22 protein-coding genes, 4 tRNA genes and 1 pseudogene are annotated in these 22,898 nt (G+C 67.3%); 12 read left to right on the top strand and 15 right to left on the bottom strand.

Annotation, left to right across the window (positions count from 1 at the left end; genetic code table 11):
- Positions 1-8: 8 nt before the first annotated feature.
- The 3 genes from ACFOY2_RS46775 to ACFOY2_RS46765 all read right to left on the bottom strand — a co-directional run bounded on the left by ACFOY2_RS46775 (position 9) and on the right by ACFOY2_RS46765 (position 2,460).
- Complete coding sequence (locus tag ACFOY2_RS46775) at positions 9-398, bottom strand: pilin (protein ID WP_379534620.1); 390 nt, start codon at positions 396-398, stop codon at positions 9-11.
- A 313-nt stretch (positions 399-711) separates the two neighbouring features.
- Positions 712-1,692 (bottom strand): hypothetical protein, encoded by a 981-nt coding sequence (locus ACFOY2_RS46770; RefSeq protein ID WP_379534619.1) that lies wholly within the window; start codon positions 1,690-1,692, stop codon positions 712-714.
- Positions 1,693-2,046: 354 nt separating this feature from the next.
- Positions 2,047-2,460 carry a hypothetical protein gene (locus ACFOY2_RS46765; RefSeq protein WP_379534618.1) on the bottom strand — a complete coding sequence of 138 codons (414 nt, stop codon included), beginning with the start codon at positions 2,458-2,460 and terminating at the stop codon, positions 2,047-2,049.
- Positions 2,461-3,045: 585 nt separating this feature from the next.
- On the opposite strand from ACFOY2_RS46765, the gene ACFOY2_RS46760 reads away from it, so the two are divergent.
- From ACFOY2_RS46760 to ACFOY2_RS46740, 5 genes are all read left to right on the top strand, one after another.
- Entirely contained in the window at positions 3,046-3,573 is a 528-nt protein-coding gene (locus tag ACFOY2_RS46760) for a GNAT family N-acetyltransferase (RefSeq protein WP_379534617.1), read from the top strand.
- Between the two features lie 565 nt (positions 3,574-4,138).
- Entirely contained in the window at positions 4,139-5,113 is a 975-nt protein-coding gene (locus tag ACFOY2_RS46755) for a hypothetical protein (protein ID WP_379534616.1), read from the top strand.
- Positions 5,113-6,009 carry a TRM11 family SAM-dependent methyltransferase gene (locus ACFOY2_RS46750; RefSeq protein WP_379534615.1) on the top strand — a complete coding sequence of 299 codons (897 nt, stop codon included), beginning with the start codon at positions 5,113-5,115 and terminating at the stop codon, positions 6,007-6,009. The genes ACFOY2_RS46755 and ACFOY2_RS46750 overlap by 1 nt, the downstream gene beginning before the upstream one ends.
- A gap of 303 nt (positions 6,010-6,312) precedes the next feature.
- The gene (locus ACFOY2_RS46745; RefSeq protein ID WP_379534614.1) at positions 6,313-6,561 is read left to right on the top strand and encodes a helix-turn-helix transcriptional regulator; all 249 of its coding nucleotides are present in this window, start codon (positions 6,313-6,315) and stop codon (positions 6,559-6,561) included.
- Positions 6,562-6,566: 5 nt separating this feature from the next.
- Positions 6,567-8,252 (top strand): site-specific integrase, encoded by a 1,686-nt coding sequence (locus ACFOY2_RS46740; RefSeq protein WP_379534613.1) that lies wholly within the window; start codon positions 6,567-6,569, stop codon positions 8,250-8,252.
- Between the two features lie 593 nt (positions 8,253-8,845).
- On the opposite strand, the gene ACFOY2_RS46735 is transcribed toward ACFOY2_RS46740, so the two are convergent.
- From ACFOY2_RS46735 to ACFOY2_RS46715, 5 genes are all read right to left on the bottom strand, one after another.
- Complete coding sequence (locus ACFOY2_RS46735) at positions 8,846-9,175, bottom strand: hypothetical protein (protein WP_379534612.1); 330 nt, start codon at positions 9,173-9,175, stop codon at positions 8,846-8,848.
- A gap of 49 nt (positions 9,176-9,224) precedes the next feature.
- A complete protein-coding gene (locus ACFOY2_RS46730; protein WP_379534611.1) occupies positions 9,225-9,665 on the bottom strand; it encodes a hypothetical protein in 441 nt (146 codons plus the stop codon).
- Between the two features lie 231 nt (positions 9,666-9,896).
- Positions 9,897-10,028 (bottom strand): hypothetical protein, encoded by a 132-nt coding sequence (locus ACFOY2_RS46725; RefSeq protein ID WP_379534610.1) that lies wholly within the window; start codon positions 10,026-10,028, stop codon positions 9,897-9,899.
- A gap of 6 nt (positions 10,029-10,034) precedes the next feature.
- On the bottom strand, positions 10,035-10,295 hold the full coding sequence (locus ACFOY2_RS46720) for a hypothetical protein (protein WP_379534609.1): 261 nt from the start codon (positions 10,293-10,295) through the stop codon (positions 10,035-10,037).
- Positions 10,296-10,392: 97 nt separating this feature from the next.
- A complete protein-coding gene (locus ACFOY2_RS46715; RefSeq protein WP_379534608.1) occupies positions 10,393-10,701 on the bottom strand; it encodes a hypothetical protein in 309 nt (102 codons plus the stop codon).
- 209 nt (positions 10,702-10,910) lie between these two features.
- Here ACFOY2_RS46715 and ACFOY2_RS46710 point away from each other — a divergent pair, with 209 nt between their 5' ends.
- On the top strand, positions 10,911-12,209 hold the full coding sequence (locus tag ACFOY2_RS46710) for a helix-turn-helix domain-containing protein (protein ID WP_379534607.1): 1,299 nt from the start codon (positions 10,911-10,913) through the stop codon (positions 12,207-12,209).
- 359 nt (positions 12,210-12,568) lie between these two features.
- Here ACFOY2_RS46710 and ACFOY2_RS46705 read toward each other — a convergent pair.
- Positions 12,569-12,644 (bottom strand) — tRNA-Lys (locus ACFOY2_RS46705).
- Positions 12,645-12,693: 49 nt separating this feature from the next.
- Positions 12,694-13,848, bottom strand: a complete 1,155-nt coding sequence (locus ACFOY2_RS46700; protein WP_379534606.1) for an acyl-CoA dehydrogenase family protein — start codon at positions 13,846-13,848, stop codon at positions 12,694-12,696.
- 89 nt (positions 13,849-13,937) lie between these two features.
- On the opposite strand from ACFOY2_RS46700, the gene ACFOY2_RS46695 reads away from it, so the two are divergent.
- Complete coding sequence (locus tag ACFOY2_RS46695) at positions 13,938-14,255, top strand: PspC domain-containing protein (protein WP_357828978.1); 318 nt, start codon at positions 13,938-13,940, stop codon at positions 14,253-14,255.
- Here the strand turns inward: ACFOY2_RS46695 and ACFOY2_RS46690 are convergent, their stop codons facing one another.
- Both ACFOY2_RS46690 and ACFOY2_RS46685 read right to left on the bottom strand, forming a co-directional pair.
- Entirely contained in the window at positions 14,256-15,539 is a 1,284-nt protein-coding gene (locus ACFOY2_RS46690) for an MFS transporter (protein ID WP_379534605.1), read from the bottom strand.
- Between the two features lie 110 nt (positions 15,540-15,649).
- Positions 15,650-16,000, bottom strand: a complete 351-nt coding sequence (locus tag ACFOY2_RS46685) for a metallopeptidase family protein (RefSeq protein WP_379534604.1) — start codon at positions 15,998-16,000, stop codon at positions 15,650-15,652.
- A gap of 123 nt (positions 16,001-16,123) precedes the next feature.
- Between ACFOY2_RS46685 and ACFOY2_RS46680 the strand changes: the two genes are divergently transcribed.
- The 5 genes and pseudogenes from ACFOY2_RS46680 to ACFOY2_RS46660 form a co-directional block, all read left to right on the top strand.
- Positions 16,124-17,593, top strand: coding sequence for a metallophosphoesterase family protein (locus tag ACFOY2_RS46680; RefSeq protein ID WP_379534603.1), 1,470 nt, complete (start codon positions 16,124-16,126; stop codon positions 17,591-17,593).
- Positions 17,594-17,666: transfer RNA gene (locus ACFOY2_RS46675), tRNA-Glu, on the top strand.
- A gap of 90 nt (positions 17,667-17,756) precedes the next feature.
- Positions 17,757-17,831: transfer RNA gene (locus ACFOY2_RS46670), tRNA-Asp, on the top strand.
- A 5-nt stretch (positions 17,832-17,836) separates the two neighbouring features.
- Positions 17,837-17,910: transfer RNA gene (locus ACFOY2_RS46665), tRNA-Phe, on the top strand.
- A gap of 206 nt (positions 17,911-18,116) precedes the next feature.
- Positions 18,117-18,476 (top strand): annotated as a pseudogene (locus tag ACFOY2_RS46660) (VOC family protein); the annotation flags it as partial.
- Between the two features lie 76 nt (positions 18,477-18,552).
- Here ACFOY2_RS46660 and ACFOY2_RS46655 read toward each other — a convergent pair.
- From ACFOY2_RS46655 to ACFOY2_RS46645, 3 genes are all read right to left on the bottom strand, one after another.
- Positions 18,553-19,632 (bottom strand): hypothetical protein, encoded by a 1,080-nt coding sequence (locus ACFOY2_RS46655; protein ID WP_379534602.1) that lies wholly within the window; start codon positions 19,630-19,632, stop codon positions 18,553-18,555.
- Between the two features lie 150 nt (positions 19,633-19,782).
- On the bottom strand, positions 19,783-22,230 hold the full coding sequence (locus tag ACFOY2_RS46650) for an NACHT domain-containing protein (RefSeq protein WP_379534601.1): 2,448 nt from the start codon (positions 22,228-22,230) through the stop codon (positions 19,783-19,785).
- Positions 22,230-22,880, bottom strand: a complete 651-nt coding sequence (locus ACFOY2_RS46645) for a hypothetical protein (protein ID WP_379534600.1) — start codon at positions 22,878-22,880, stop codon at positions 22,230-22,232. Before ACFOY2_RS46645 ends, ACFOY2_RS46650 begins: the two co-directional genes overlap by 1 nt.
- Between the last annotated feature and the right edge of the window lie 18 nt (positions 22,881-22,898).

Below are 22,898 nucleotides of genomic sequence, written 5' to 3'. Positions count from 1 at the left end.
GCGGCCGGTCATTGCGCGCCCACGATGCCTTTGAGGATGGTCACCAGCAGCGGGGCGAGGGCGGCGATGCCGTAGCCGAGGGCGGCGTAGCGCAGGCCCTTCTTGGCGGCTTCGACTTCGCCGGGGTCGCCGCCGGCCAGGATGTAGCGGACTCCGGCGACGGTGAGGAAGAGGGTGGCGAGTGCTACGAGCAGGCCGACGATGACGTTGCGCAGGTTGTCGATGACGGCGTTCAGCGACTCCGGTGCGGCCAGCACCTGGCTGGGAGCGTAGACCGTGGCGGCGTGGGCTAGGGCGTAGCTGAGCAGGGTGCCCAGGAGGACGGCGCCGAGGATGAACATGGCGGCCAGGACGACTTTCGTCCTGTGGGATGAGGTGGCGTGGCGTGTGCGGGTCATGGGTTGCCTCCCGAGAGCATCTGGTGCGGGCCGAGCTGTGGTGGGTGGTGCAGGGTGAGGGCGGCGCGGAGAGTGCCGGGTCCGGTCGCGAGGCCGGTGGGCGTCCTCCTTGCAGGTGCGGATCGTGCGGGGCTGGGCCGGGTGACAGGGACCGGTGACCAGGTACAGGTCCTCGCTGCCGGATCCGGGCGCCCTCCGCGCTGCCTTCTCAGTGGTTAAAAGACCTGGGTGAAAGGTCGAGTTAGGACATGGGGGCCAGCGGATTTTGCGCGATCTTTGCTGGCTGCTCAGCCGCCGACCGCCGGTGCGATCGCTACAGGCTGCTGGCCAGGTCGCCGCGCTGAAGCGCCTGGTGCAGGGCGGTTTCGGCGCGCTGACGGCGCTTGAGCGCGGCGCAGTAGAGCAGCCCGCGACGACGGCAGTAGTTGCTGAGCGGCACCCCCTCTAGCCGGGTGGCGGTGATCAGCTCCGCCTCCAGCGCGGTGATGACGCCTTGGGCAGTGGCCTGGGCCAGGAGCACATCGGGGTGGCTGGCCGGGTAGGTGAGCGGCTGCTGGCCGCTGTCGGCGCGGTCGGACAGGTCGGGGTCGGCCAGCGGGCCAGGCTGGTCGGTGGCGTGGGCGCGGATGACGGCGATGTGGGTTAGCCGGGAGAGCCGGAGCAGCGGGTGGGACCAGGTCAGGTTCACCCGGCAGAGGGCTTCCATGTAGGCCGTGAGCACGTCGGCTTCCAGGTCTTCGCGGTCGATCCGCTCGGCCGGGATCTTGTCGGCGAGGGTGCCGATGAGGCGGCGCAGCATCGGGATGGCCAGGGCGACGGTGGCGACCATCCACGCTCCCCGGTGGGTGCGAGCCTGGCCGATGAGGTGTCGCCACACGTGGTCACGGGTGGTGCGGGAGCAGGAGGGGTGTAGCAGCATCGCCTGCAGCTCGTTCAGTGGGATGGGCCGGGCTGGAAGCCCGTGCCCGAGTGCTGCGCCATTGAGTGAGAGCGGGGCGGGGCCGCGCATGAGCAGGGTGAAGGCGTGCTCGGCCACATCCAGCGGCAGCGAGCCGCCCCGGCCGCGTGGGCTGCCGCCGAGGCTGTCGGACGCCTCGCTGGGCTGCGTGATATCCGCGTCGAGGTCGATGGTGGGCAGCGCTTCGGCCGAGGCCAGGCGGGTCGTGGATGGGGCGGTAGTGGTCAGGCCGCGGTTGGTCGCGCTGGTCAGGTTCGGGCCGGTGGTGGCCGGGTTGCTGGTGGAGACGAGGTTGGTGGTGGCGTCCGTGAAGAGGTGGACCGAAGGGTGAGACATGGCGAGGCTCCCGATGAGACGTGTTCGGTTCGGACGTCGCCATGTCGCCAGAGAGCCTGGACAGGAATCGGGCAGGAAATGATCAGACATCGGGCGCGGCAAAGATCACGCCAAGTAGTGATCATGCTCCGGAACCATGGATGACCTGCGGAAACGCTAGAATCCCGGGCGTGCGCGCGTCAGATCGATGACAGGCGCGATCCATGACACCGCTCCCGGAAAGCGGTCTTGACCTGCGGTAACGGGACGCGACCGAAAGTCTCGGGTCAAGGTTGCGTCAACCGGGTGGACCGAAGCGCGGACCCGTGTGGGTTCTGGTTCACCTCTGCCAGGTGCGGCCTGTAGCGCGGTCGGTCAGAGGCCCTCATCTGGGTCGCGTGGACGGGTTCGGAGAGTGCTGGGCGCGCTGGTGCGGAGCATGCGGGCCTCGGCTCGGGCGTTGGCGATAACGGCCGAGACGGCCTCGGCAGAACGGCGGGCCGCCAGTTCTCGGATCTCCTGGGGCGGGTCGCGGTCATCGATGATGAACAGGGTTCCCTCGTCGGTGACATGGGTTCGGGCCTTCCAGCCGAGCTGTCGGCCCGCCGCCCGCGCGGCTCGCCGTACCTCGGCCACCTCACCCAGCTCGGCGACCGCTTCGCGGGCGAGGACCAACTGGCCGTAGAAGCCGCGATACTCCGGCTTGAGGCCAGCGGACATCATCGCCTTGACCTGGTTGACGAGCTTGGCGAAGCGGAGTTCAGCCAGCTCGTCCTTCCGGCTCGGCATGCAGATCGCCTCCCGCTCACACGTCTCGGTGTGTCTTCTTTGAGGGTAGGTGGCATCGTCAATGACGGCTGGCCTCTCGCAGCGATGAGGGAGCGTTGTCAGCGAAGTTTGAGTGAGGAGTACGCCGTAGGTGAGAGGGCTGTGCAGCGCCTTCGAGACGTGGCGGCACGGCCGCGAATGTGCCTGGGGCCGCAGCAGTTCCCTCGTCCCGACGCTCGACACAGCGCTCTGACCTGCGCGCTTAGCCATCGGTGAAAAACCTGGCGGTCACCAGCCCTCGGTGATGATGCTCAACCTTCGCTGCAAAAGATCTGTTCCGTCTCGTTCAATCTGAGGCATGGAGCGCCTCTGGCCTGCGGTGCCTCAAGTTCGATGAGACGGTCCACAAGGTGCCCGTCTCACCGATCATGAGGCATCTCCGCGTTCTCCCGGCGTGGTCGATCCGTCGTACCTGGCCATACTGCGGACTGTCTTATCGATGTGGGGCATCTACATGGATGCCTCAGCGCCTGCGTCTGAACTGATCCCCATAAGGGAGAGTGAATCGAGTTGATTGTCCGGATCGCACGCTGGTAGAACTCGGCGATGCTGACTGGAAAGCTTGTCCGCCTACGCGCCGTCGAACCCACGGATTTCGAGAGCATATGGCGCTGGAGTCACGACCCCGAGGTGATGCGCTGGATGAGCAGCGGCTATCCCGAGTCGTTCGTGCAGGCGCAGGAGCGGCTGGCAGCGGCGCCGCGCAACAGCTACGAGAACTGCCGGTTCATCATCGAGTCGCTCCACGATCAGCGTGCCGTCGGGTTCGTCCGGCTCAGGGACGCCAAGCCGGAGGTCGGGAATGCTGAGCTGGATATCCAGCTTGGCGAAAAGGATGTCTGGGGTCGTGGCTACGCCACTGAGGCGATGCGCCTGATGTGCAGGTACGGCTTCAATGAAATGCGCCTGCACCGGATCACTCTGGACTTCGCAGCAGAGAACACTGCCGCGCACCGCGTTTACGAGAAGGTGGGCTTCGTCGAGGAGGGCCGCGTCCGCGAGTGCTTCCATCGTGATGGCAAGTGGCACGACATGATCCTTATGGGCCTCCTTGAAGGCGAACTCCGCGACTGATCGGTGGGATGCCTCATGATCGATGAGACTGCCTCAAGTCAGGTGAGACAGGACAAGATCAACGGCCAGCCGTGGTGGAGCCGGTGACGAGCGTTGCCCGGAAGATGTCCGAAAGCGCTGTGACCTGCGAAAACTTGCTTCATGGTGTGATGTCGGAGGGAGGAGGCGCGGGAGCGTGGACGCGGGCCCGACTGGGGTGGTATGCCCCGAGACTGGCACACCGTTTGTACGGGCCGAACCCCCTCCGTCATCCGGCCCGCACGCCGCACCATTATCGGCGTGACTAGTTGGGTGCGGAGGGTGAATTGCGCAGGTGAGGCGCGGCCATACGCGGTTCCGGGCGAGACAGCCGGTGATCTGGCCAGGGGGCGACCGGCGCGGTTGTCCACAGGCTGTGGGTGAGCAGCCGGGGTGTCTTGGCCGGTAGCGTCCGGGAGAGGCGCGAGACCGCACACCGTTGATCTTGCCGAATCTTTGCGTGAGGCCCTGTCCGAACTCGGGTCTCGCGGCAGGTATTTGGAATAGTGACAGGGATTGGTGGCCCGGCACTTTGGGCCACACCCACATGACCAAGCTCATCATCACCTCAACCGCATCCGCATCCACCAGTTCTTCTGCCGCTCCGGGGGCTGCCCCGGCTGGCCCCTTGTCCATCGCCTCCAAACCGGACACACAGCTCTCCGAGCCAGGCTTTCGGCTGGCTCGGGAGGACCAGGAGGCGGGCCGGGGGCATCTGCCGCTGTCGGTGTGGCTGGCGGCAGCCGACACCGAGTCGGCTGCGACCTGCCGGTCGGGGTGCTGCCATCCGGTCAGCGGCCCGTTGGCCCGGCATCTGGTCGCGGCGTGTACGCGGCTGGGCGACACCGTGGTCCATCTCGGCGCGAGCGATCACCAGCTCGTTTCGGCCGCTCTGACGGCGGGCTGCCTGCCGGTGGCCGTCTTCACCGATGTGGCCCGCGCGGGGGCGTCCTGGAGCTGCCTCGCGCGCACCCATCCCGACTACGACCTGGAGGTCACCGACCTGCGCGTTACCGAGCCCGGCGATGAAGCCTGGGTGCTGGCTGACCTTGCGAGCGGCGCGGGGCTGGTGGTGGCCGAGCAGACCTGCCAGCAGTTCCTGGGCCACGCCACCGGCCGGCCGGAGTCCGAACCCGAACCTGAAGCCGAGGCCGAAGCCGAGGTCTTCGATGTCGCTCGTGCGGCGGGGCTGGTCAAGCCGGGCGGGCATCTGGTGGTGGTCACCGGCCTGCACCGTGAAAGCAGTGTGGCCGACCCGGTCCCCGAGATCATCGCGCTCGCGCGGGAGGCGGGTCTGGTGTATCTGCAGCACGTCATCGCTCTGCGGCATCCCGCTCGCGGCGAACGTATCGACCCGGGTCTCTCTCGTCGAGCCCTGGCCGCGATCGAGGAGCTACCGGAGTGCGCGGGGTTGCCGGCGAGTGCCCGGGTGCACTCGGACGTGCTGCTGTTCACCGCGCCTGGCGCCACCGAGTCCACGGAGCCCACCGAGTGCACTGAGCTGGCTGGGGGTGAGGGTTGATGGGGGAGGTGACGACGTCGGTGTGGGCGACCGGGCAGCGGCCGTCGCGGGTGCAGCGGCGGGGCCGGTATGTGCCGGAGTCGATGCGGCATCCAGCCAAGATGCTGCCCTCGATCGCCGCCCGCGTGATCGGGACCTACACCCGTCCGGGCGAGCTGGTGGTCGATCCGATGTGCGGGATCGGCACCACCCTGGTCGAGGCCGTTCATCTCGGCAGGCACGCTGCGGGCGTGGAGTTTGAGGAGCGGTGGGCGCGCCTGGCGGTGGCCAACCTCGGCCACGCCAGGAAGCAGGGGGCGTCCGGCTTCGGGCAGGTGGTGGCCGGGGACTCGCGACACATCGCCCGGCTGCTGCCTGACCTGGTAGGGCGGGCGGCGCTGGTGCTCACCTCGCCGCCGTATGGGGCGGCTACCCACGGGCACATCCGCTCCAGTCGCGACACGGGAGCGCCGGGCGTGCGCAAGTGGAACCACCACTACTCCCACGACCGCGCCAACCTCGCCCACCAGCAGCTCCCGCAACTCCTCGACGGGTTCGGCCGCATCCTGGCCGGATGCGTGGACCTGCTGCGGCCCGGCGGCGTGGTAGCGGTCACGGTGCGGCCGTACCGGGTACGCGGCGAGCTGATCGACCTGCCCGGCCACGTCCACCACCTGGCCGAGGAGGCCGGTCTGGTGTTCGCCGATCGGATCGTGTGCCTGTTGTGCGGGCTCGGCGACGGCCACCTCCTCAACCGGGCGTCGTTCTTCCAACTGCATGAAGCGCGCAAGGGATGGGCGCGCGGCCTGCCGATCCACGCCCTAGCGCACGAGGACCTGCTTGTGTTTCGTCGGCCCCAGCTTCCCGTGGGTTCACGGAAACTGAGAGATCTTCGAGCTGAGCGCGAGTTGGAGTAGCGCCGATGGTGCCCGGTGTCCTGGCCCGGTATCGGGTCGGGTGCTGGGGCGCGGCGTGAACCTGCGGATTTTGCTTGACGCGGGCCGTGGAGGTGGGCGTCGATACCGCCACCCGCCCGCCCGGCCCCCTGCGTCCGGGGCTGTGGCCGCCCGTCGTGAACGGTCGGTCACACCCCGGCCCGGAGCCTGGGCGGGGTCGGGCCGGTGGCGTAGCGCCCACACAGCCCGCCACGGCCGTACGGACCCGCACGTCCTGCGCGGCCCGTGTCGCGCCCTGTTCATCAACGTTCATGGAGGTGATGCGTGACCAGCACAACGCCAACCCAGCCCCAGACACAGCAGGCGCCGGAGGTGGTCAGCCTGCTGGCGGCTGGGCGGCTGCTCGGTATGGGCCGCAGCAAGACCTACCGCCTCGCCCAGGCAGGGGAGTTTCCGTGCCGGGTGCTGCGCATCGGCGGCCGGTACGCAGTGCCGGTACGCGGACTGCGGGCGCTGCTTGACCACACCAGCACGGACGGCACCCAGAGCCGTCCGGCATGCGAGGAAGGATGACCACGATGGCCAAAAATCCGAACACGATGGCGGGCAAGGAGTTGAACGTCGCCAAGGGCACCACATTCAAGATCTGCACGTGCATCGACCCCGAGACCGGCAAGAACATCAGCAAGACCTGCCCCAAACTGCGCCGCGTCCACGGAGACAGTGGCGGCCGGTGGAGCACCACCCACGGCACCTGGGGCTACCAGCTCGAGCTCCCAGCAAACGCCGACGGCAAGCGACGTAACCCGTTGCGCCGCAGCGGATTCGCCACGCTGGAGGAGGCCGAGGCGGAGCTGGATCACGCCCGCGGCCTGCTCGCCCTCGACCCCGACCCCGCGGTCCGGCGGCAGGTCACCAAGCTGATGCTGTCGGTGCTCAAGGACACCAAGACCCTGCCCGACACTGAGGAGGTGCGGCGTAAGGTCCGCACCCGCCAGGACCTGAACCGGCACATCACGGTGACGGAGTGGCTGGAGGAGTTCCTCAAGCGCAAGCGGTCGATCGAGGCGACCACGAAACGCTCGTATGAGTCTCATGTCCGGCTCTACCTGAAGCCGTACCTGGGGGAGATCCGGCTGGACCGGCTGCGGGTCTCCGACATCGCGGGCATGTTCGATGCGATCGAGGAGTTCAACGACATCATCGCCACCGAACGCGGCAGCGGAGACCCGGCCCGTGTGGCCACGGTCCGCTACCGGCGTCCGGTCGGCCCGACCACCCTGCACCGCATCCGGGCGACCTTGCGGCACGCGTTGAACATCGCGATCTGCCAGGACCGGCTGCTGGACTTCAACCCCGCCGCGGTCGTCGAGCTGGCTCCCGCCGTCCGGCCCAAGCCTGCCATCTGGACCGAGGAGAAGGTCACCCAGTGGCGCAAGGATCATGCCGGACACCTGGACCGGTTCAAGCGGGCCCGCGACGGCAAGCGGGTCGACCCGATCGCCGCCTACATCGGCACGGTGCGGCCGTCGCCGGTCATGGTGTGGACACCCGAACAAACGTCGGCGTTCCTCGCCTATGCCCGCCGCGACCGGCTGTTCGCTCTGTATCGGCTGATCGCGGTGCGCGGTCTGCGGCGCGGTGAGGGGGTGGGGGTGCGGTGGCCGGACGTCATCTTCGAGAAGGGGCGGATCGGCGTGCATTGGCAGATCACCCAGCTTGGCTGGGATCCGATCCAGGGCACCCCGAAGACCGACGCCAGCGACCGCGAGATCGCCGTCGACGCCGAGACGATGGCGATCTTGAAGGAGCATAAGAAGCGCCAGGCACGTGAGCGGCTGGCCGCGGGCCAGGACTGGGTCGACTCCGGGTTCGTCTTCACCGACGAGATCGGCCGTCCGCTGCACCCGCAGCAGGTGACCGACCGTTTCTACTGGCTGTGCTACCAGGCGGGGCTGCCGCCGATCCGGCTCCACGACCTCCGCCATGGCGCGGCTACCGCGATGCTCGCGGCCGGGGTGGACATCAAGATCGTGCAGGAGACGCTCGGTCATAAGTCCTCGGCGTTCACTCGGGACACCTACACCAGCGTGTACCCCGAAGCCGCCGCCGCGGCAGCCGAGGCCACTGCAGCCCTGCTCGCAGGGCCCGCCGTTCCGCCGCCTGGGCCGGTGCCGCCCCGGCGGAGCACCGTCCGGCCCGGAGCGAGCGGTAAGGGGGAGGGGGAGGCTGGTGGGTTGGTGATCCCGATGCCGACCCGCTAGCCGTCAAGAGGTCAGGGAAAAGAGTTGGCCGGAGGCCGGTCAGTCGCGCGACTGACCGGCCTCCGGCAGAGGGGCCGTGCGGGTATGGAGGGGTGATGCGCCCTGGTGAAGGGTGCATCTGAGTCCTTGCCCGCACGGGTTGAGCCCGGCAGCACACACGTGAGGGGGATACGGCTGCCGGACGTCTGTGGGTGGGGCGGTCCCTCGCATCGCGGTCCCTGGTTTCCGCGATTGTCCCCAAGGCGAGGGACCGCCCCCCGGTGACGATCAGGCGTACGGGGGAAGTGCCCTGATCATCACCGCGTGGGTGACCGACCGGGGGTTCTTGAAGCCGGTCTGCCACCAGGTTTTTGAGGACGCGTTGAGCGGGACCGCGTCATCGCTAGCGTTTGCCCGCGAAGCCATCGGCTCGGCTACCCGCCTGGGTCCGCCCCTTCAGGCGGTAACCGGAATGGCAGGGGCCATGCAACCGAGCGGGGCGGCGGGGTGCGCCTGGAGGGTGCGGCCTGGCCGTCGTCGACACCATCATCGGGGGCCGGATGGTGGGCATTGGGGTGGTGGCAGAGGTATCGACCGTGGCGCGTTGAGCGTGGCTAGGCGGCGTTCGGGAATGTTGCGGCCAGGACGTGGCCGATGCGCTCGGCTGCCGTGGCGAGGTGGGCGACCTCGGTGATGGGCTCGTTCCAGGACCAGCAAAACAGCCATCGATCGTGCCTCTGCGCAACGGAGATGATCTCCGACATTGTGGTGGCTTTGGGGTTGATCACGCGCAGGCGCGGTAGTCGGTCGTCCTGGGTGAGCAGGCGAGCGTGCAGGCCGAGGGTCTGTAGTGCCTCCCGCAGGTTGTCGAGGTGGGTGGCGGCTTCGGCGGCCACAGCGGCGGCTGAAGTGGTGGCCACTGCGGGGGCGATGGGGTCGGGCATGGCTGACTCCGAAAGTGAATGGGATCGGTGCTAGACAGGGCTGCGCTGTTCAGGGGGTGGGCGGGGAGGGCGGCTGTGGGTGTTCGGGGTGGGGGTGGGTGCGGTGGGCGGCTCGCCGTGCCCGGTAGACCGCCCGCAGGGTGGCCACGAGGCTGGCGATCAGCAGGCCCACGACCAGGGCCTGACTGGTCGGCTTGGTCAGGCCGGCGGGGGCCAGCAGGACGAAGGTGACGTAGCCGGCGGTCAGCAGCAGAGCCAGCACGCTGATCATCTTTTGGCGCGGCATGATGAGGACTCCGTTGGGGGTGGTATTCGGGGGAGGCCAGGAAGTGCTGGCGGTGCGGCGGCTCGGGCGCGCCTGATCCAGGTGTAACCGGCCCTGTTGCCGTTCGCCGTTGCCGTTCGCCCAGATCGTGTAGTCGCCGCCCGCGATGGTCTCGGCGTTCACAACGATCGTGCGGCTCGAACCGAGCAGTCGAGCCACGACCACATCGGCACTGCACCGTGTGCACTTGTGCGGGCCGGTGGAGGTCACCGCTGACCTTTCGTGCCTAGGGTGTGCGGTTCCCGAATGAACAAGGTGATCACTTGCGGTGGCGCGGTGGCGCGGCGGCGGAAGGCCGTACGGGGTGTGGGCCGCATCGTCGCCGCGCCGGTCGGGTCCCGGGGCCGATCTCCAGTGGGTCTCCGGAATCGCCCCGGCAGGTCTCATAGGCCAGCGTTAGAGAATGGTGCCGAGCCTGCGCCAGTCGTTGCCGGGCCTGCGAATCTCGCCCGGGTGCTGCTGGTCGCGGACGCTGTAGGCGTCGTGGTCGTTGACTCTGGCGTACTCCAGTCGCGTCTGCTCGGCCACCTCGTACTAGTCTTCGTCCACGTCGATATGGTGGAGGCCCTCGTCTGAGGAGTCGCCTCCGGGGCTGTGGCCGAGGAGCGCGCCCAGCTTGCGGAAGTCGTCACCGGGCCGGCGGATCTCAACCTCCGGCCGGTCCTTGTCACGCACCGCGTAGTCGTCGCCGTCCCCGATCGCCGCGTACTCGATGCCGGTGCCGTCGAGCAGCGTGAACTTGGCCTCGTCCACGACTACCGCCCACAGGTCGGGCTGAAACGATCTGGCTGTCATGGGTTCTCCCTTGCGTTTGGTTCTTCGATGACGCCGGACACGAGGCCCGGCCTGGTGCCCGGCCCGCCGCCTGCCCTGCGACGGCGGGCCGGGAGCTTCACGGGTGGGGACCGGCCAGACGCTGGATGATCGCCACCTGATCGGTCAGATCCGCCATGAGGTTGATGGGGTTGCGGCACTCCACGATCCGCCGCACCCCGGCGGTCACCTCCTCCAGCGTGAGCCGCCACGATGGCTCGGCCCTCCAGACCAGCCCCGTTGATGTGAGGTCGTAGGTGATCCGCCACGAGTGGAAGGTGTTACGCAGCACAATGAGCTGACGGTCCCGCACGTCGAGCCGTAGCCATGCCCTGATCTCGGCGTCATGGGCGGTGGGTTCGGCGGGAGCACGCAGCAGCTCGAACATTTCAGGACCTCCATCCCATGGGCACGGTGCGGCGTATTCGTTCCGAGAATGCGCGGGCATGATTCGCGGGACGTTTACGCCGGTGAGCAGTAGCGTGGCCAGCACGGGGATGCCCGGTCCAGAGAAAAGCGTGCGACTCACTTCCACCGCCTACTACTGGGCCGCAGCGGAAAACAGTGGAAAAGATCTCTGGCGTGGTGGAGGACGGCATGAGCGATGAGACGTTCGGGCAGGTCCTGCGCCGTCTGCGCGGTAATCGCACCCTTGAAGCGGTGGCGCATGCAGCGGATATATCGATCAGCTACGTCCAAAAGCTGGAAGCTGACGGCGGCAAGCCGAGCCGTAGAGTAGTTGAGCGGCTAGAGGTCGCCACCAACGCGCAAGGTGCGCTTATTGAGGCATCTGAGAAAATCGGGAAGAGATACGCTCCAAATGCGGAGATTCTCCCTCCTACCGCCGCGATGAGTTCCGTGCGTACTGTGGATATCAACGACTATTACGAGGAGGAGGACGCCACGGAACGCCGACGACTGCTGCAACTAGCCGCCGGGCTGGGCGTGGCCTCACTCACCCCAGACGAGGCGCTACGCCAACTCGTCGATCTAGACCTGCCTCTGTCGATCGATGATTGGGAACTGGCCGTAACCGACCACCTCCACGCGCTTCGCACCCAGTCAGCCGCCTCTGCACAGAGGACCCTGCACTTCGACCTGGTCACCGTGCTCCGCCAGCTCAAGCACACAGCCTCCAAGCTCGGCCTCGAGCACAGCGACACCCGCGATCTGTACCGAGTCCTGGCCGCCTTGTCCACGCTGAATGCCAACGCGCTCACCCGACTTGGCCAAGACGAGGCGGCCATCCGCTGGTGGCGCACCGCCCGCAAGTCAGCCGATGCTTCCGGTGACCTGCATCTACGCCTAGGAGTGCGGTCTACCGAGGTGGGCGTGGCACTCGGCAGCGGGCAGCGGGACATCGAAACTGTTGTGCGCCTGCTGGATGCCGCTCAAGGAATCGTGGAGCAGGTACCGCACTCATACGGTGCGGCCCTGATGAAGGTCACACGAGCGAAAGCCCTGAGTCTGGTGGAGCGCCACGCTGAGGCGACGAGGCTTCTCGACGAGGCGCGAGACACCTTGGGAACCGGCCGACTTCCGGTCAGCATCATGCCCGCCTACTGGGGCACCCAACGACTGCCGTACGCAGAGACCTGCGTGTACGCCGCAGCGGGAGAAGAGAAGAAGGCCAACGAAGCACGGGAACGGTTGTCGCAAGACGATTACCAGTACCCGACGAACGCGCGTCTCATGCTCGCGATGTGCACCGTCGTGCGCGGCGGTGTCGACCAGGGGATGAAGAGGGCGGCAGAGGTGCTCGGTTCTCTTCCTGAGCAGTACCGCACGCACATGATCAAACACACGGCGAGGCTGGTGCTGAAGGCCGTGCCGATGGATCAGCGAGACCGCCCAGCAGTGCGCGATGTGCGCTCGCTGCTGGCCATCGAGGCATGACCGTGGGGGCGTTGCGAAGGACGACGCCCCGCCATCCGGCGAAGGAAGGGGTGACGGGATTCTTGAGCCCCACAGGCTTGACCGGTGTTTGGATGTGTCTGTGGTAGAGCCGGGCGTGTCCCGCCCTCCGACCCTTCCTTGAAGGCCCTTCTGTAGGGCGCTTATTGGGTCTGGCATTACTGTCCGGTCCAAGGGGCCCGATAGCCGACATCGCAAACCGGGACAGTTCGCTCTCGCTGCCGGCCCGCCGATGTGCCGGACGCGTGCCGAAGAGCATGTGACGAGCATGAACTCGGCCATCTGCGCCTCGCAGAAGACGCTTGAGAATCGAGAAAGTGCAGGTCAGATGGGGTGTGGAGTGGTAGGGCGCCCGGGGCTCGAACCCGGAACCTACGGATTAAAAGTCCGCAGCTCTGCCAATTGAGCTAACGCCCCTCGCAACAGCAAGGGTACAGAGATTACCGCCCCGCTCGCGACGCCACCATCACCGGTAAGCCGCCAGCCCCGTCAGCGCCTCTCCCAGCACCAGCGTATGGATCTCTTGGGTCCCCTCGTAGGTCAGGACGCTTTCAAGGTTGTTCATGTGCCTGATCACAGGGTACTCCAGCGTGATCCCGTTTCCGCCCAGGATGCTGCGGGCTTGGCGGGCGATGTCGAGGGCGGCGCGTACGTTGGCCAGTTTGCCGAAGCTGATCTGGCGGGGTTCGAGGGTGCCGGCGTCTTTGAGTTCGCCCAGGTGGAGGGCGGTGAGGCCGGCTTGGGCGAGGCCGACGTACATCCAGGCGAGTTTTTCCTGGGTGAGTTGGAAGGCGCCGATCGGCTTGTCGAACTGGATGCGGGTCTTGGCGTAGGAGACGGCGGCTTCGAGGCAGGCGCGGGCGGCGCCCACGACGCCCCAGACGATGCCGAAGCGGGCTTCCGAGAGGCAGGAGAGGGGGCCTTTCAGGCCGACGACTCCGGGGAGGGCGGCGGAGGAGGGGAGTCGGACGTCGTCGAAGTAGAGGGATGAGGTGACGGATGCCCTAAGGGACAACTTCTTGTGGATCTCAGGGGCGGAGAAGCCGGGGGTGGAGGTGGGGACGACGAAGCCGCGGATGCCTTCGTCGGTCTGGGCCCAGACCACGGCGACGTCGGCGATGGAGCCGTTGGTGATCCACATCTTGGAGCCGTTGAGTATCCAGTCGGTTCCGTCCTTTTTGGCGTATGTCCGCATGCCGGCCGGGTCCGAGCCGTGGTCCGGTTCTGTCAGGCCGAAGCAGCCGATCGCCTCGCCGGCGAACATCAGGGGCAACCACTGCTCTTTCTGCTCGTCGGAGCCGTATCGCCAGATGGGGAACATCGCCAGCGAACCCTGGACGGAGACGAAGGAGCGAAGGCCGGAGTCGCCGGCCTCCAGTTCGCGGCACGCCACCCCGTAGGAGATCGCGTCCGTCCCCGCGCAGCCGTAGCCGTCGAGGTGCATGCCCAGCACGCCCAGGGAGCCGAGCACCGGGGCGAGGTCGCGTGCAGGGAAGATGCCCTCTTCGAACCAATCGCCCACGTGAGGGAGGATGCGGTCGGAGACGAAGGATCTGACCGTGTCGCGGATCAGCCGCTGGTCAGGGGTGAGCCGCTCGTCGAGGCGGAGCAGGTCGTCCATCGCAGGTTCTCCTCAAATAAGGGGCTACCAGGGTTCTACCAGGGGGAATCCTGATGTGCGAACACCGGGTGTGCGGGCAGTCTTGAGCCATGAGCGAATACAACGTCAAGAAGCTGCGTCGGACCCACAAGGGCAGGATCGTCGCGGGCGTGTGCTCCGGCGTGGGCGAGTACATCGGGGTCGACGCCAACATGGTGCGGATCGCGCTGGCGATCGCCACGCTGTTCGGCGGGCTGGGCGTCGGCGTGTACGCGATCGGCTGGCTCCTCATGCCCGAGGAGGACCGCGACAGCTCGATCGTCCAGGACCTGATCAACAAGCAGCAGAGCCAGCGTACGGACTGGAGCGGCGAGCCCAAGTCCACCTACGGCTCCGAGTGGGGCGGCGAGCACAAGCCGCAGCAGTGATCACACAGTGGCCTGGGCGCGTACCTGGGTGGCCTCGTCGCTCCGAGACTCGGTCCAGATCATGGCAAGGACGGCCGCACTGATCACCCCCATGATCCCGGCCAGCGCGACCACCGGTTCAGGGCCGAGTCTCTCCGCGGCGAACCCGCCGACCAAGATGCCGATCCCCTGTGAAGCCATCAGCCCCGACTGCACGAGGCCGAACGCCTGGGCGCGGCGTTCGGGTGGCACGCACTGGACGAATGCGGCATTGGCCGCGAGCTGGTACGCCCCGCCGATCCCCGACAGAACCCACGCCCCGAGCACCACGGCCAGCGGGGGCTGGAACGCCGTCACGATCAGGGGCGCGCAGCTCAGCATGGCCATCCATCCCATGAGCCTGAGCCGCCGAGCCGGTGCGACGAACCTGCTGAAAAGGAACGCTCCCACCACCGTCCCGGTCGGCATCGCCGCCATCAGCAGGCCGGTGATCACGGGAACGGGCAGCGTCCCCGTGGCGAGCTTGGCCGCGTACGGCGCCGCGATGCCCTCAGGCAGGATGTAGAAGCCGCACAACCAGGCGAACAGGACAAGGGTTCGCAACTTTTTGGACCCGAACACGAGCCGGGCGCCGGCCGTGGTCATCGTCCACATCGACGGCTTGGAGTCTTCGTGGTGGGCGGCAGGGCGCCGGTGTACGCCGGAGACCAGGATCAACGCCGATCCGAGAAACGTCGCGGCGTCGATCGCGAGGGCCCGGTAGGGCCCCATGGTGGCGATCAACGCCCCGCCGGCCGCGAATCCGAGCATCTGCACGGCCTGGTTCGTCATGTTCTGCAGCGCAGAGCCGATCACGTACGCGTCGCCTTCGAGGATCTCCGGCAGCAGAGCGGCGCGGGCGGCCGAGAACGGCGCGCTGAGCAGCACCACCAGGAACACCAGCGAGCACAGCGCCCAGAACGGCATGCCGGGCATGGCCATCGCGGCCACCAGCGCGGCCCTGGCCAGGTCGCAGGTCAGCATGACGCCCCTGCGCGCGAAGCGGTCGGCCAGCCCCGCCAGCAGCGGCCCGCCGACGATCGACGGCAGGTACGTCAGCGCGTAGACCGCCGCCGTGGCCAGCGGCGAACCCGTGCGGTCGAAGACGAGCACGGCCAGCGCGACCTGCGCGAGTTGGTCGCCGAGGAGGGACAGGCCCTGGCCGTACCAGAGTGCCCGGAACTCCCTGATGGCGATGACTTCCCGGTATGTGGCTCGTGATGCATCGCCGCGGCGATGCCGTCCCGACGGCCGTTTCGCCCCCATGGCCCCCATTGGACTCCGCAGTGCCTGACTCAAGGTGTTCGCTATGTCACCCAAGGTGCCCGATCAGTATGGCAAGCCGCAACCCAAAGAAGCCAACCGGAAGCAAAGGGTTACCAGCCGAGCTCGTGGAGCCGCTCGTCGCTGATGCCGAAGTGGTGCCCGACCTCGTGTATGACCGTGATGCGCACCTCGTCCACTACGTCTTCTTCGGTATCGCAAATTTGGCATATCGGATTGCGGTAGATCTCGATGCGGTCGGGCAGGACTGCTGAGTACCAGTCGCCACGTTCGGTGAGGGGGACACCGGTGTACAGGCCGAGCAGGTGGGGCTCTGGCGGATCATCGACGACGGTGACGACGACATTGCTCATGGCGCGCGTGAGCTCGGAGGGAATCGTGTCCAATGCCTCGGCCACGAGTTCCTCGAACTTCTCCCGCGAAACCTCGATCACCCTTGCCATTCTGCCCCGTCAGTCAGGTAAGCAAGAAACGGTATGAAGTTCGTCCATAGGTCAAAGGCAGTCATCAAGTCACGGGCGGCGAGGATCGTGGCGGTGCTCTTCGTGGCCGCCGTGGGTGCGTGGATGGGGATTTTCCTCAGCGGGACCGTACGCGCCCAGGTCGGTCCCGTAGAGGCGGGCATGTCCCTCAGGCCGGCCTGGAACGGCGAGACGATCGTGGACGCCAGTCCGCTCGGCACGCTCACGTTCCGCACCCATGACGCCCCGCTCAGGCTCCGCATCAGCCTCGAGAACATCGATCAGGAACGCGCCAAAGCCCTCATAGAGGACCCGAAGCTGGCCGACCGGCTTCCCGGGCTCATCGAGGGCGACTTGCTCGTCGGCGTACGCGCCCTCGTGATCCGCTCACTGCTCTGTGCGGGGGCCGGGGCGTTGATCGCGGTCCTGATGGTCTTCAGACGCCCGCGCGTGGCTCTGCTGGGCCTTCTGGCGGCCTCTGTGGCCCTCGCGGGCACGGGCGTGCTCGCCGCCGTCACCTTCCGCCCCAATTCGCTCGTGGAGCCGCGCTACTCGGGGCTGGTGGCCGCGGCGCCGTCGTTGGTGGGTAGCGCGGAGTCGATCGTGACGCGTTTCGAGTCGTACCGGTCGCAGCTCACCAAGCTCGTGACGAACGTCTCCAAGCTCTACGAAACCGTCTCCACCCTGCCGTTGTACGACGCCGACCCCAAGTCCATCCGGGTCCTGCACGTCTCCGACATCCACATCAACCCCATCGCCTGGAACGTGATCCGCTCACTCAAGGATCAGTTCGCCGTCGACCTGATCGTCGACACGGGCGATATTTCCGATCATGGCACCAAACCCGAGAACAAGTTCGTGGACGAGGTCGGGCGTCTTGGGGTCCCGTACGTGTACGTGCGCGGCAACCACGACTCGATGGCCACCCAGAAGGCGGTGGACAAGCAGAAGAACGCCATCGTCCTGGACGATCGGTCGGAGAAGGTGGCCGGGCTGACGATTTACGGGCTGGGGGATCCCCGGTTCACGCCCGACAAATCCGTAGACGTCAACTCCGATCCGGCCAGCCTCGGACAATTCGCCCGCTCCCACCTGGGGCAGGTCGGCAAACCCGACCTGATCGCCGTACACGACCCCGACGTCGGACGCGGCTTCACCGGCGCGGCCCCCATGATCCTGGCCGGCCACACCCACAACCGCAAAACGACCATGCTCCCGTCGGGCACCCGCATGCTCATCCAGGGCTCCACCGGCGGCGCAGGCCTCCGGGCCCTCGAACACGCCCAACCCACCCCCGTCCAGGCGTCGGTCCTGTACTTCGACCGGGACACAAAACGCCTGCGTGCATGGGACGACATCACCCTGGGCGGACTCGGAGAGCAATCGGTGTACATCCAACGTCACGTGGAGCCCGACCCACAACGTATGATTTCCCCGGAGCCAACGAACGCCCCGTCGCCAACGGGATCGATCACTGGCCCCGGGTCACCGACCGCCGGTTCGCCACTTTGGCATCAAGGGCAATCGTCCCCTATGCTTCAGAGGTCTCCGACGGAAGGCGACAGGGAATCCTGAGCCCCCATCGTCTAGCGGCCTAGGACACCGCCCTTTCAAGGCGGCGGCACGGGTTCGAATCCCGTTGGGGGCACCGCGAGCGCCTAGCGCACCCGCAAAACGGACGGTCTAAGACCGCCGAAGAGCTGGTAAGCTAAGCGAGCGCAAACAGAACGAAACGCAAGGTCCTGTAGAGCAGTTTGGAGTGCTCGCCACCCTGTCAAGGTGGAGGTCGCGGGTTCAAGTCCCGTCAGGACCGCTCTAGGTCAGGTAGCTCAGTTGGTACGAGCGTCCGCCTGAAAAGCGGAAGGTCGGCGGTTCGACCCCGCCCCTGACCACATCACACGACCAGCAAGAACGCCTCGAACGGATTATCGTTCGGGGCTTTTTTGGTCTTCTCTGAACAGCGACGTCCCCACTCGATCGAGGACGGATCCCTGCATCGGAAGCGGTGAACTGGGACGGCCACCCCTCACCCAAGGCCGGCCTTCGGCAGGCGAATGCGGCGCGGTTTCCTTATCCACCTGCGCATACGATCGGCGGCATGGCGCTGCGACTTGTTCAGGCGAATTTCAAGGCTCGGGATGACTCGGCGCTCGGCCGGTTCTGGGCGGCGGCGCTCGGCTGGGGTGTTTCCAGTGAGGGACCCGGGGTGACCAACCTCCAACCCGAGGGCTTCGCCTGGCCGGACCCCGACGCCTTCTACGTCGATCTTGTCACCGTCCCGGACCCGGAAACGGTGAAGTACCGCGTGCACCTCGACCTCGCCACCACCTCTGCCGCCCATCAGACGGAGTTGGTCGCGCGCCTGAAGGAGCTCGGCGCGACGCCCGCCGACATGGGCCAGGGCGATGTCCCGTGGACGGTTCTGGCCGACCCGGAGGGCAACGAGTTCTGTGTCCTCGGACGGGGCTGGCGCAGAGCTTTTTCACCTGCGGGGACGCGGCTCCGGTAAGGGAAAAGAGGGGATATATAGGGTCTTAGTCGCGGGCTAGGACGCTCCCCAAAGAAACGGTGCTGCCAGGGTTCAGCCCGAGGTCGCGGATTCTGTGCGAGGCCCCAGATTTGACATTGACGCGATAGTAGCCGAATGATCCGCCGGGCTCAGGAGTTTCGGCTTCGACGATGTATTCGTCATCGGTGAGCCAGGCATGGCCGACCGCGTTGCTCGGTTCCGAGAGGAGACGGAGCTTGAGCTTCTTGGTGAGTTTGCCGGTCAAGGCGTCGCGAGTGGAAATATGCTCATCGCCGTCGTCGCCGAAGTCGGCCTGTATCTCCACGATGGATTTGCCGTCGGGGGAGAGGTTTTCCATGAAGTCGGCGCCTGTCCATTCGCTGATGACGGTGCCATCGCGCTTCAAGATGGTCACTGTGTCTGCCTCGTTGAGGTCGGAACACGTTCGTTGTGCCGCGATCCGGGACGCGCCTTGGCTTATACCGAGGATTGCGCAGAATCCTTGAATGGTGGTGGTCCGTCCTGTGGCGAACTCTGTGACAAGCAAGCGAGGTTGGGTCCCGGCGAAGGACACCGCAAAGAACTCCCCGTCCGGTGAGATTTCCAGGCTGCGTAGGTCTTCCAGCGCTTGGGCGTCTACGCGCGGGGAGATCGCCTTTTGCTGAGCTGTCGGTAGATCCCAGCTTACAAACTGCATGTTTTTCTTGCTCAAGTAAGCGATGCGATGGCCATCACGAGTGACCCGGAGCACGCCGCCGCGCTGCTCGCCATCGCTCAGCTGTACCTGGCTGGCCGCGTCATGAAGTTGGATGTCGCTTGTGCAGTCGTCATCGCTGACGCTTACTCCTCCCCGGTGACCACCACAGCCGACCCCGAACAGGATGCCGATGTCCTGCCGTCCTTCGCCGAGCTTGAAATTTACGCGTAATCGCCACTCGTTGCAGGCTATCAACGGAGGTTCGGTCTCTTCCTCTGTGGGGTTGGGAGGCCAGCCAGGGCATTTCGGGTCCTCGGGAATGAAGGCGTATTGTACGGGCGGGTCAAAAGGCTGTGGCTTCCACTCCCATGCCGGTCGCGGTGACTTGTTCTGATCAATATAAAGCAAGCCGGCTCCGAGTATGCATATGAGGATAAATATGCCCAGCCCTCTCATTGATGTGCGTCTCTTATCGGACCCATTCATGACGCCTCCCCGCTCGATGCCGAGCGACACAGTAAGCGGGTCCGGTAACGGGAAGATCACGGCACGGATCGCTTAATCGTCGTCGGGTGGGGTGAGGAAGTCCTGGAGTTCGCGGTGCCGGAATTGGTAGGTGGCGCCGCTGACGCGCAGCAGCCGGGCCTCGCAGGCCCAGTCGAGGAAGGTCCACAGCCGCAGCGGGAGTACACCGCGCGCGGCCGCGACGATCAGGCCGATCATGGTGCGGGACCAGGCGATCGCGCCGAAGGCGAGGCCGAATGTGACGCCGCCGATGAACGCGCACGCCAGTGACTCGATGACGCCCTGGTTCATGACGAACACGAGGAAGGCGGCGACGCCGCCGGTGAGGCCGAAGGCGACTCCGATCATCGGGTTGCGGTGGAGGGCCTCGCGTGGGTGGGCCAGTTCGGCGTCCTTGCTCCAGCCACCCGTGGCGATCTTGAAGACGACTCCGAGGGCGAAGGCCAGGGCGAAGGCGCCCGCGACCTCGGCCGCCAGTGCCAGCGGGCCGGCGTCCGCGAGGCGCAGCGGCGGCAGCCCGGTGAGGGCGCCGCACAGTCCGAAGCCCAGGAGGGTGGCCGGCTCGGCGCGGACCGCCTCCGAGACGGTCATGCGCTCGGTCCCGCGCCGCGCGGCGGCGGTCAATCCGATGACCGCTCCGAACACCGCGCCCCCGGTCGCGCCCGCGGCGACGGCGAAGGCGGGACCGAAGACTTTCCCTCCGGTGAGCATGAGCCCGGCCAGGCCGCAGAGTACGCCGATCGGGCCGCCCGCCAGGGCGCCGAGCAGGCCGCCGATCACGCGCCGCCTGCGGGGGACGTTGGTGCGTCCACCGGCGGCGGCCGGCCACGGCGACAGCGACAGTCCGGTGGCGATGCCCACCCAGCCCGCCATGAGCGCCAAGGTGAGCCCGTCCTCCATGTCGACCCGGCCACGCAGGTCGACCGCGGACCCCGCCCAGAACGCCAGCATGGCGATGACGGCGAAGATCACGCAGCACAAGGCGTGCAACGCCCGGACCCGGCGTCGTCCGCCGATCGGCCACAGCAGGTGCGGGACGATGTCGATCGGCGTCAGACCGGGTGGCGGCCGATCCGTCCCGGCGGTGTAGGCGGCCTGCCACCGCAGGTGGGTGGCCAGGTTCTCCAGCCAGGCCCGCACCTGTTCCGGACGGTACGGAGTGCCGTGGGCGGCGCGCGGGGTGAGTTCGGTCGCCGCAGGGACGTACGCGTCGAGCAGTCTCTGGGCGATCCGCCCCGCCGCGACACACGCGTCACCCGAGGTGTGGAGGAGGTCGGCGGGGTCGGCGCCCGACTCGACGGCCGTTACGGTCAGCAGCAGCCGCCACGGTGTGGCCAGGGCGATGCGGACGGCCGCCCCCGACGTTCCGGACAGCGCCTCGTGGATGCCGCTGCGGTGTCTGTCACAGGGGTGACCGTCCGGCCAGCGGTTACGCAGGTACGCGCTGATCTGCTCGATGGTCAGGTCGTGCAGATGGATCCGGGTGGCGTTGTCGAGCCCGGCGCGGGCCTCGGACAGTTCGGCGTGGCGGTCGGCCCGGCAGGTCACGACGACGGCCCCCGGTCGCCGTCCGGAGAGGTCGCTGTAGCGGTTGAGCTCGTTGAGCAGGCCGATCGCCCGGCGGGGCGGCCCTGTGGACGGTTCGGGGTCGAGTTCGTCGAGCCCGTCCAGCACCGGCAGCACCTGGCGGTCCCGTACGAGTCGCTCGGCGTCCTTGGCGGCGAGCCCGAAGTCCTGCACGAGTTGTTCGGCCAGCCATGGTTCGAACGGGCTTCCCAAGGTCCATCGGGCGGCGTTCAGGCGTACCGGGACGCGGTGACCGGGTTGCCCGCCGGTGGTCAGGAGGGGTTCCAGCAGTTGCAGGACCAGTTCGATGGCGAGCACGGTCTTGCCCGCTCCCGACTCGCCGACGACCATCAGGCGTTGTGGTCGCAGAGCGTCGAAGAACCGGCCGATGGAGTGCAGGTCGTCCGTCGCAGTGCCGGCGGCGAAGGACACCGGCGCGATGCTGTATCCGCTGAGCAGCCCCTTGCGCGCCCTGTCCTCCTCCCTGGCCACCCGCCGCGCCAGGAGATCGACGGCGGGGTCCGGGCGCGCGGCCGCGAGGGTCGCGGGAGTCGGGAGCGGGGTGTGGGTGCCCGGCGGCTCGGCCAGGGCGCTTCTGGCGGCCCGCCAGCGTTCGAGTTCACGGGGGATCTGCTCGTCGGGGTAGTCGCGGTAACGGAAGCAGGCGGTGACGAAGGCCTGGACGAAGTCCCACCGCGGCAGCTTGTCGGTCTGCCGGAGGACGTGCGAGGTCGTGCTCTTGGGCAACGCGTCGATCGTGACTCCGTCGGCGCTCACCGTCTGGCCGGCCAGGGTGCGCAGCCTGCTCAGCGACGGCTCGCCCGCCCACTGCTTGAGCCGGACCAGCGACAGGACGTACTCCGCCGCGCTGCCGGCCTCGGTGGGGTCGGGGGGAAAGGGATGGTCCGCGGTCATCAGTGTCCCGTCCCCACCAGCGACCATTCGAACGTCGCCTTCCCGCGCCGGGGCCATCGGCGGTCTAGACAGGTGCCTTCCAGCGTCTGGACGTGACGCGACTCCATCAGGAAGTTCCGTGCCTCGTCGGACTCCACCAGCTCCCGGCCGACCGCGATGGGCACGAACCCGTGACGGGGGATGTAGACCCATCGGCCGCGATCCCAGTCATAGGGGTCGAACCAGCGGTGGCGCACCGTACCGGACACCCGCACCTCCAGCCCGGCCCGGGTCAGGACGAACGATCCCTGGGAGCGCAGCAGGCTCATCCTGCTGACGTAGAAGAGTTCCGTGCCGATGAACGCGTTGATCCGGGCGTCCCAGTAGTCGTGCAGCCAGGTGGAGTCGCCGTCGCGCAACTGCTCGGCCTGGCGCGCGAGCTGCCGTTCGAACCTGCGCTGGTTGCGGCGCTCGGCCTTCTTGATCACTTTGAACGAGCGCAGCCAGCGCAGCGACATCGTCCTGGAGGCGCCGGCGCCGTCCATGAAGTGGTTGAGGAAGTCGGCCGCGACCGGATGCACCGACCGGCTCTCGGTCACGATCGAGCGGAACAGCGCGGCCAGCTCCGGGGTCGGTTTGCCCGTCCGCCGCAGGAAACCTCGCAGGAACATGCTCGCTCTCTCCGTCGT

It is taken from the genome of Nonomuraea purpurea (assembly GCF_042650645.1).
In the GTDB taxonomy this organism is placed as follows: domain Bacteria; phylum Actinomycetota; class Actinomycetes; order Streptosporangiales; family Streptosporangiaceae; genus Nonomuraea; species Nonomuraea purpurea.
Note: the sequence above shows the minus strand (reverse complement) of the source record. Positions and strands in the feature narration are given on the sequence as shown.

What these genes read in the sequence shown, in the direction of transcription:
- ACFOY2_RS46775 (WP_379534620.1), bottom strand. Translation starts at nt 398, where the DNA reads ATGACCCGCACACGCCACGCCACCTCATCCCACAGGACGAAAGTCGTC.
- ACFOY2_RS46770 (WP_379534619.1), bottom strand. Translation starts at nt 1,692, where the DNA reads ATGTCTCACCCTTCGGTCCACCTCTTCACGGACGCCACCACCAACCTC.
- ACFOY2_RS46765 (WP_379534618.1), bottom strand. Translation starts at nt 2,460, where the DNA reads ATGCCGAGCCGGAAGGACGAGCTGGCTGAACTCCGCTTCGCCAAGCTC.
- ACFOY2_RS46760 (WP_379534617.1), top strand. Translation starts at nt 3,046, where the DNA reads ATGCTGACTGGAAAGCTTGTCCGCCTACGCGCCGTCGAACCCACGGAT.
- ACFOY2_RS46755 (WP_379534616.1), top strand. Translation starts at nt 4,139, where the DNA reads ATGACCAAGCTCATCATCACCTCAACCGCATCCGCATCCACCAGTTCT.
- ACFOY2_RS46750 (WP_379534615.1), top strand. Translation starts at nt 5,113, where the DNA reads ATGGGGGAGGTGACGACGTCGGTGTGGGCGACCGGGCAGCGGCCGTCG.
- ACFOY2_RS46740 (WP_379534613.1), top strand. Translation starts at nt 6,567, where the DNA reads ATGGCCAAAAATCCGAACACGATGGCGGGCAAGGAGTTGAACGTCGCC.
- ACFOY2_RS46735 (WP_379534612.1), bottom strand. Translation starts at nt 9,175, where the DNA reads ATGCCCGACCCCATCGCCCCCGCAGTGGCCACCACTTCAGCCGCCGCT.
- ACFOY2_RS46720 (WP_379534609.1), bottom strand. Translation starts at nt 10,295, where the DNA reads ATGACAGCCAGATCGTTTCAGCCCGACCTGTGGGCGGTAGTCGTGGAC.
- ACFOY2_RS46715 (WP_379534608.1), bottom strand. Translation starts at nt 10,701, where the DNA reads ATGTTCGAGCTGCTGCGTGCTCCCGCCGAACCCACCGCCCATGACGCC.
- ACFOY2_RS46710 (WP_379534607.1), top strand. Translation starts at nt 10,911, where the DNA reads ATGAGCGATGAGACGTTCGGGCAGGTCCTGCGCCGTCTGCGCGGTAAT.
- ACFOY2_RS46700 (WP_379534606.1), bottom strand. Translation starts at nt 13,848, where the DNA reads ATGGACGACCTGCTCCGCCTCGACGAGCGGCTCACCCCTGACCAGCGG.
- ACFOY2_RS46695 (WP_357828978.1), top strand. Translation starts at nt 13,938, where the DNA reads ATGAGCGAATACAACGTCAAGAAGCTGCGTCGGACCCACAAGGGCAGG.
- ACFOY2_RS46690 (WP_379534605.1), bottom strand. Translation starts at nt 15,539, where the DNA reads ATGGGGGCGAAACGGCCGTCGGGACGGCATCGCCGCGGCGATGCATCA.
- ACFOY2_RS46685 (WP_379534604.1), bottom strand. Translation starts at nt 16,000, where the DNA reads ATGGCAAGGGTGATCGAGGTTTCGCGGGAGAAGTTCGAGGAACTCGTG.
- ACFOY2_RS46680 (WP_379534603.1), top strand. Translation starts at nt 16,124, where the DNA reads ATGGGGATTTTCCTCAGCGGGACCGTACGCGCCCAGGTCGGTCCCGTA.
- ACFOY2_RS46650 (WP_379534601.1), bottom strand. Translation starts at nt 22,230, where the DNA reads ATGACCGCGGACCATCCCTTTCCCCCCGACCCCACCGAGGCCGGCAGC.
- ACFOY2_RS46645 (WP_379534600.1), bottom strand. Translation starts at nt 22,880, where the DNA reads ATGTTCCTGCGAGGTTTCCTGCGGCGGACGGGCAAACCGACCCCGGAG.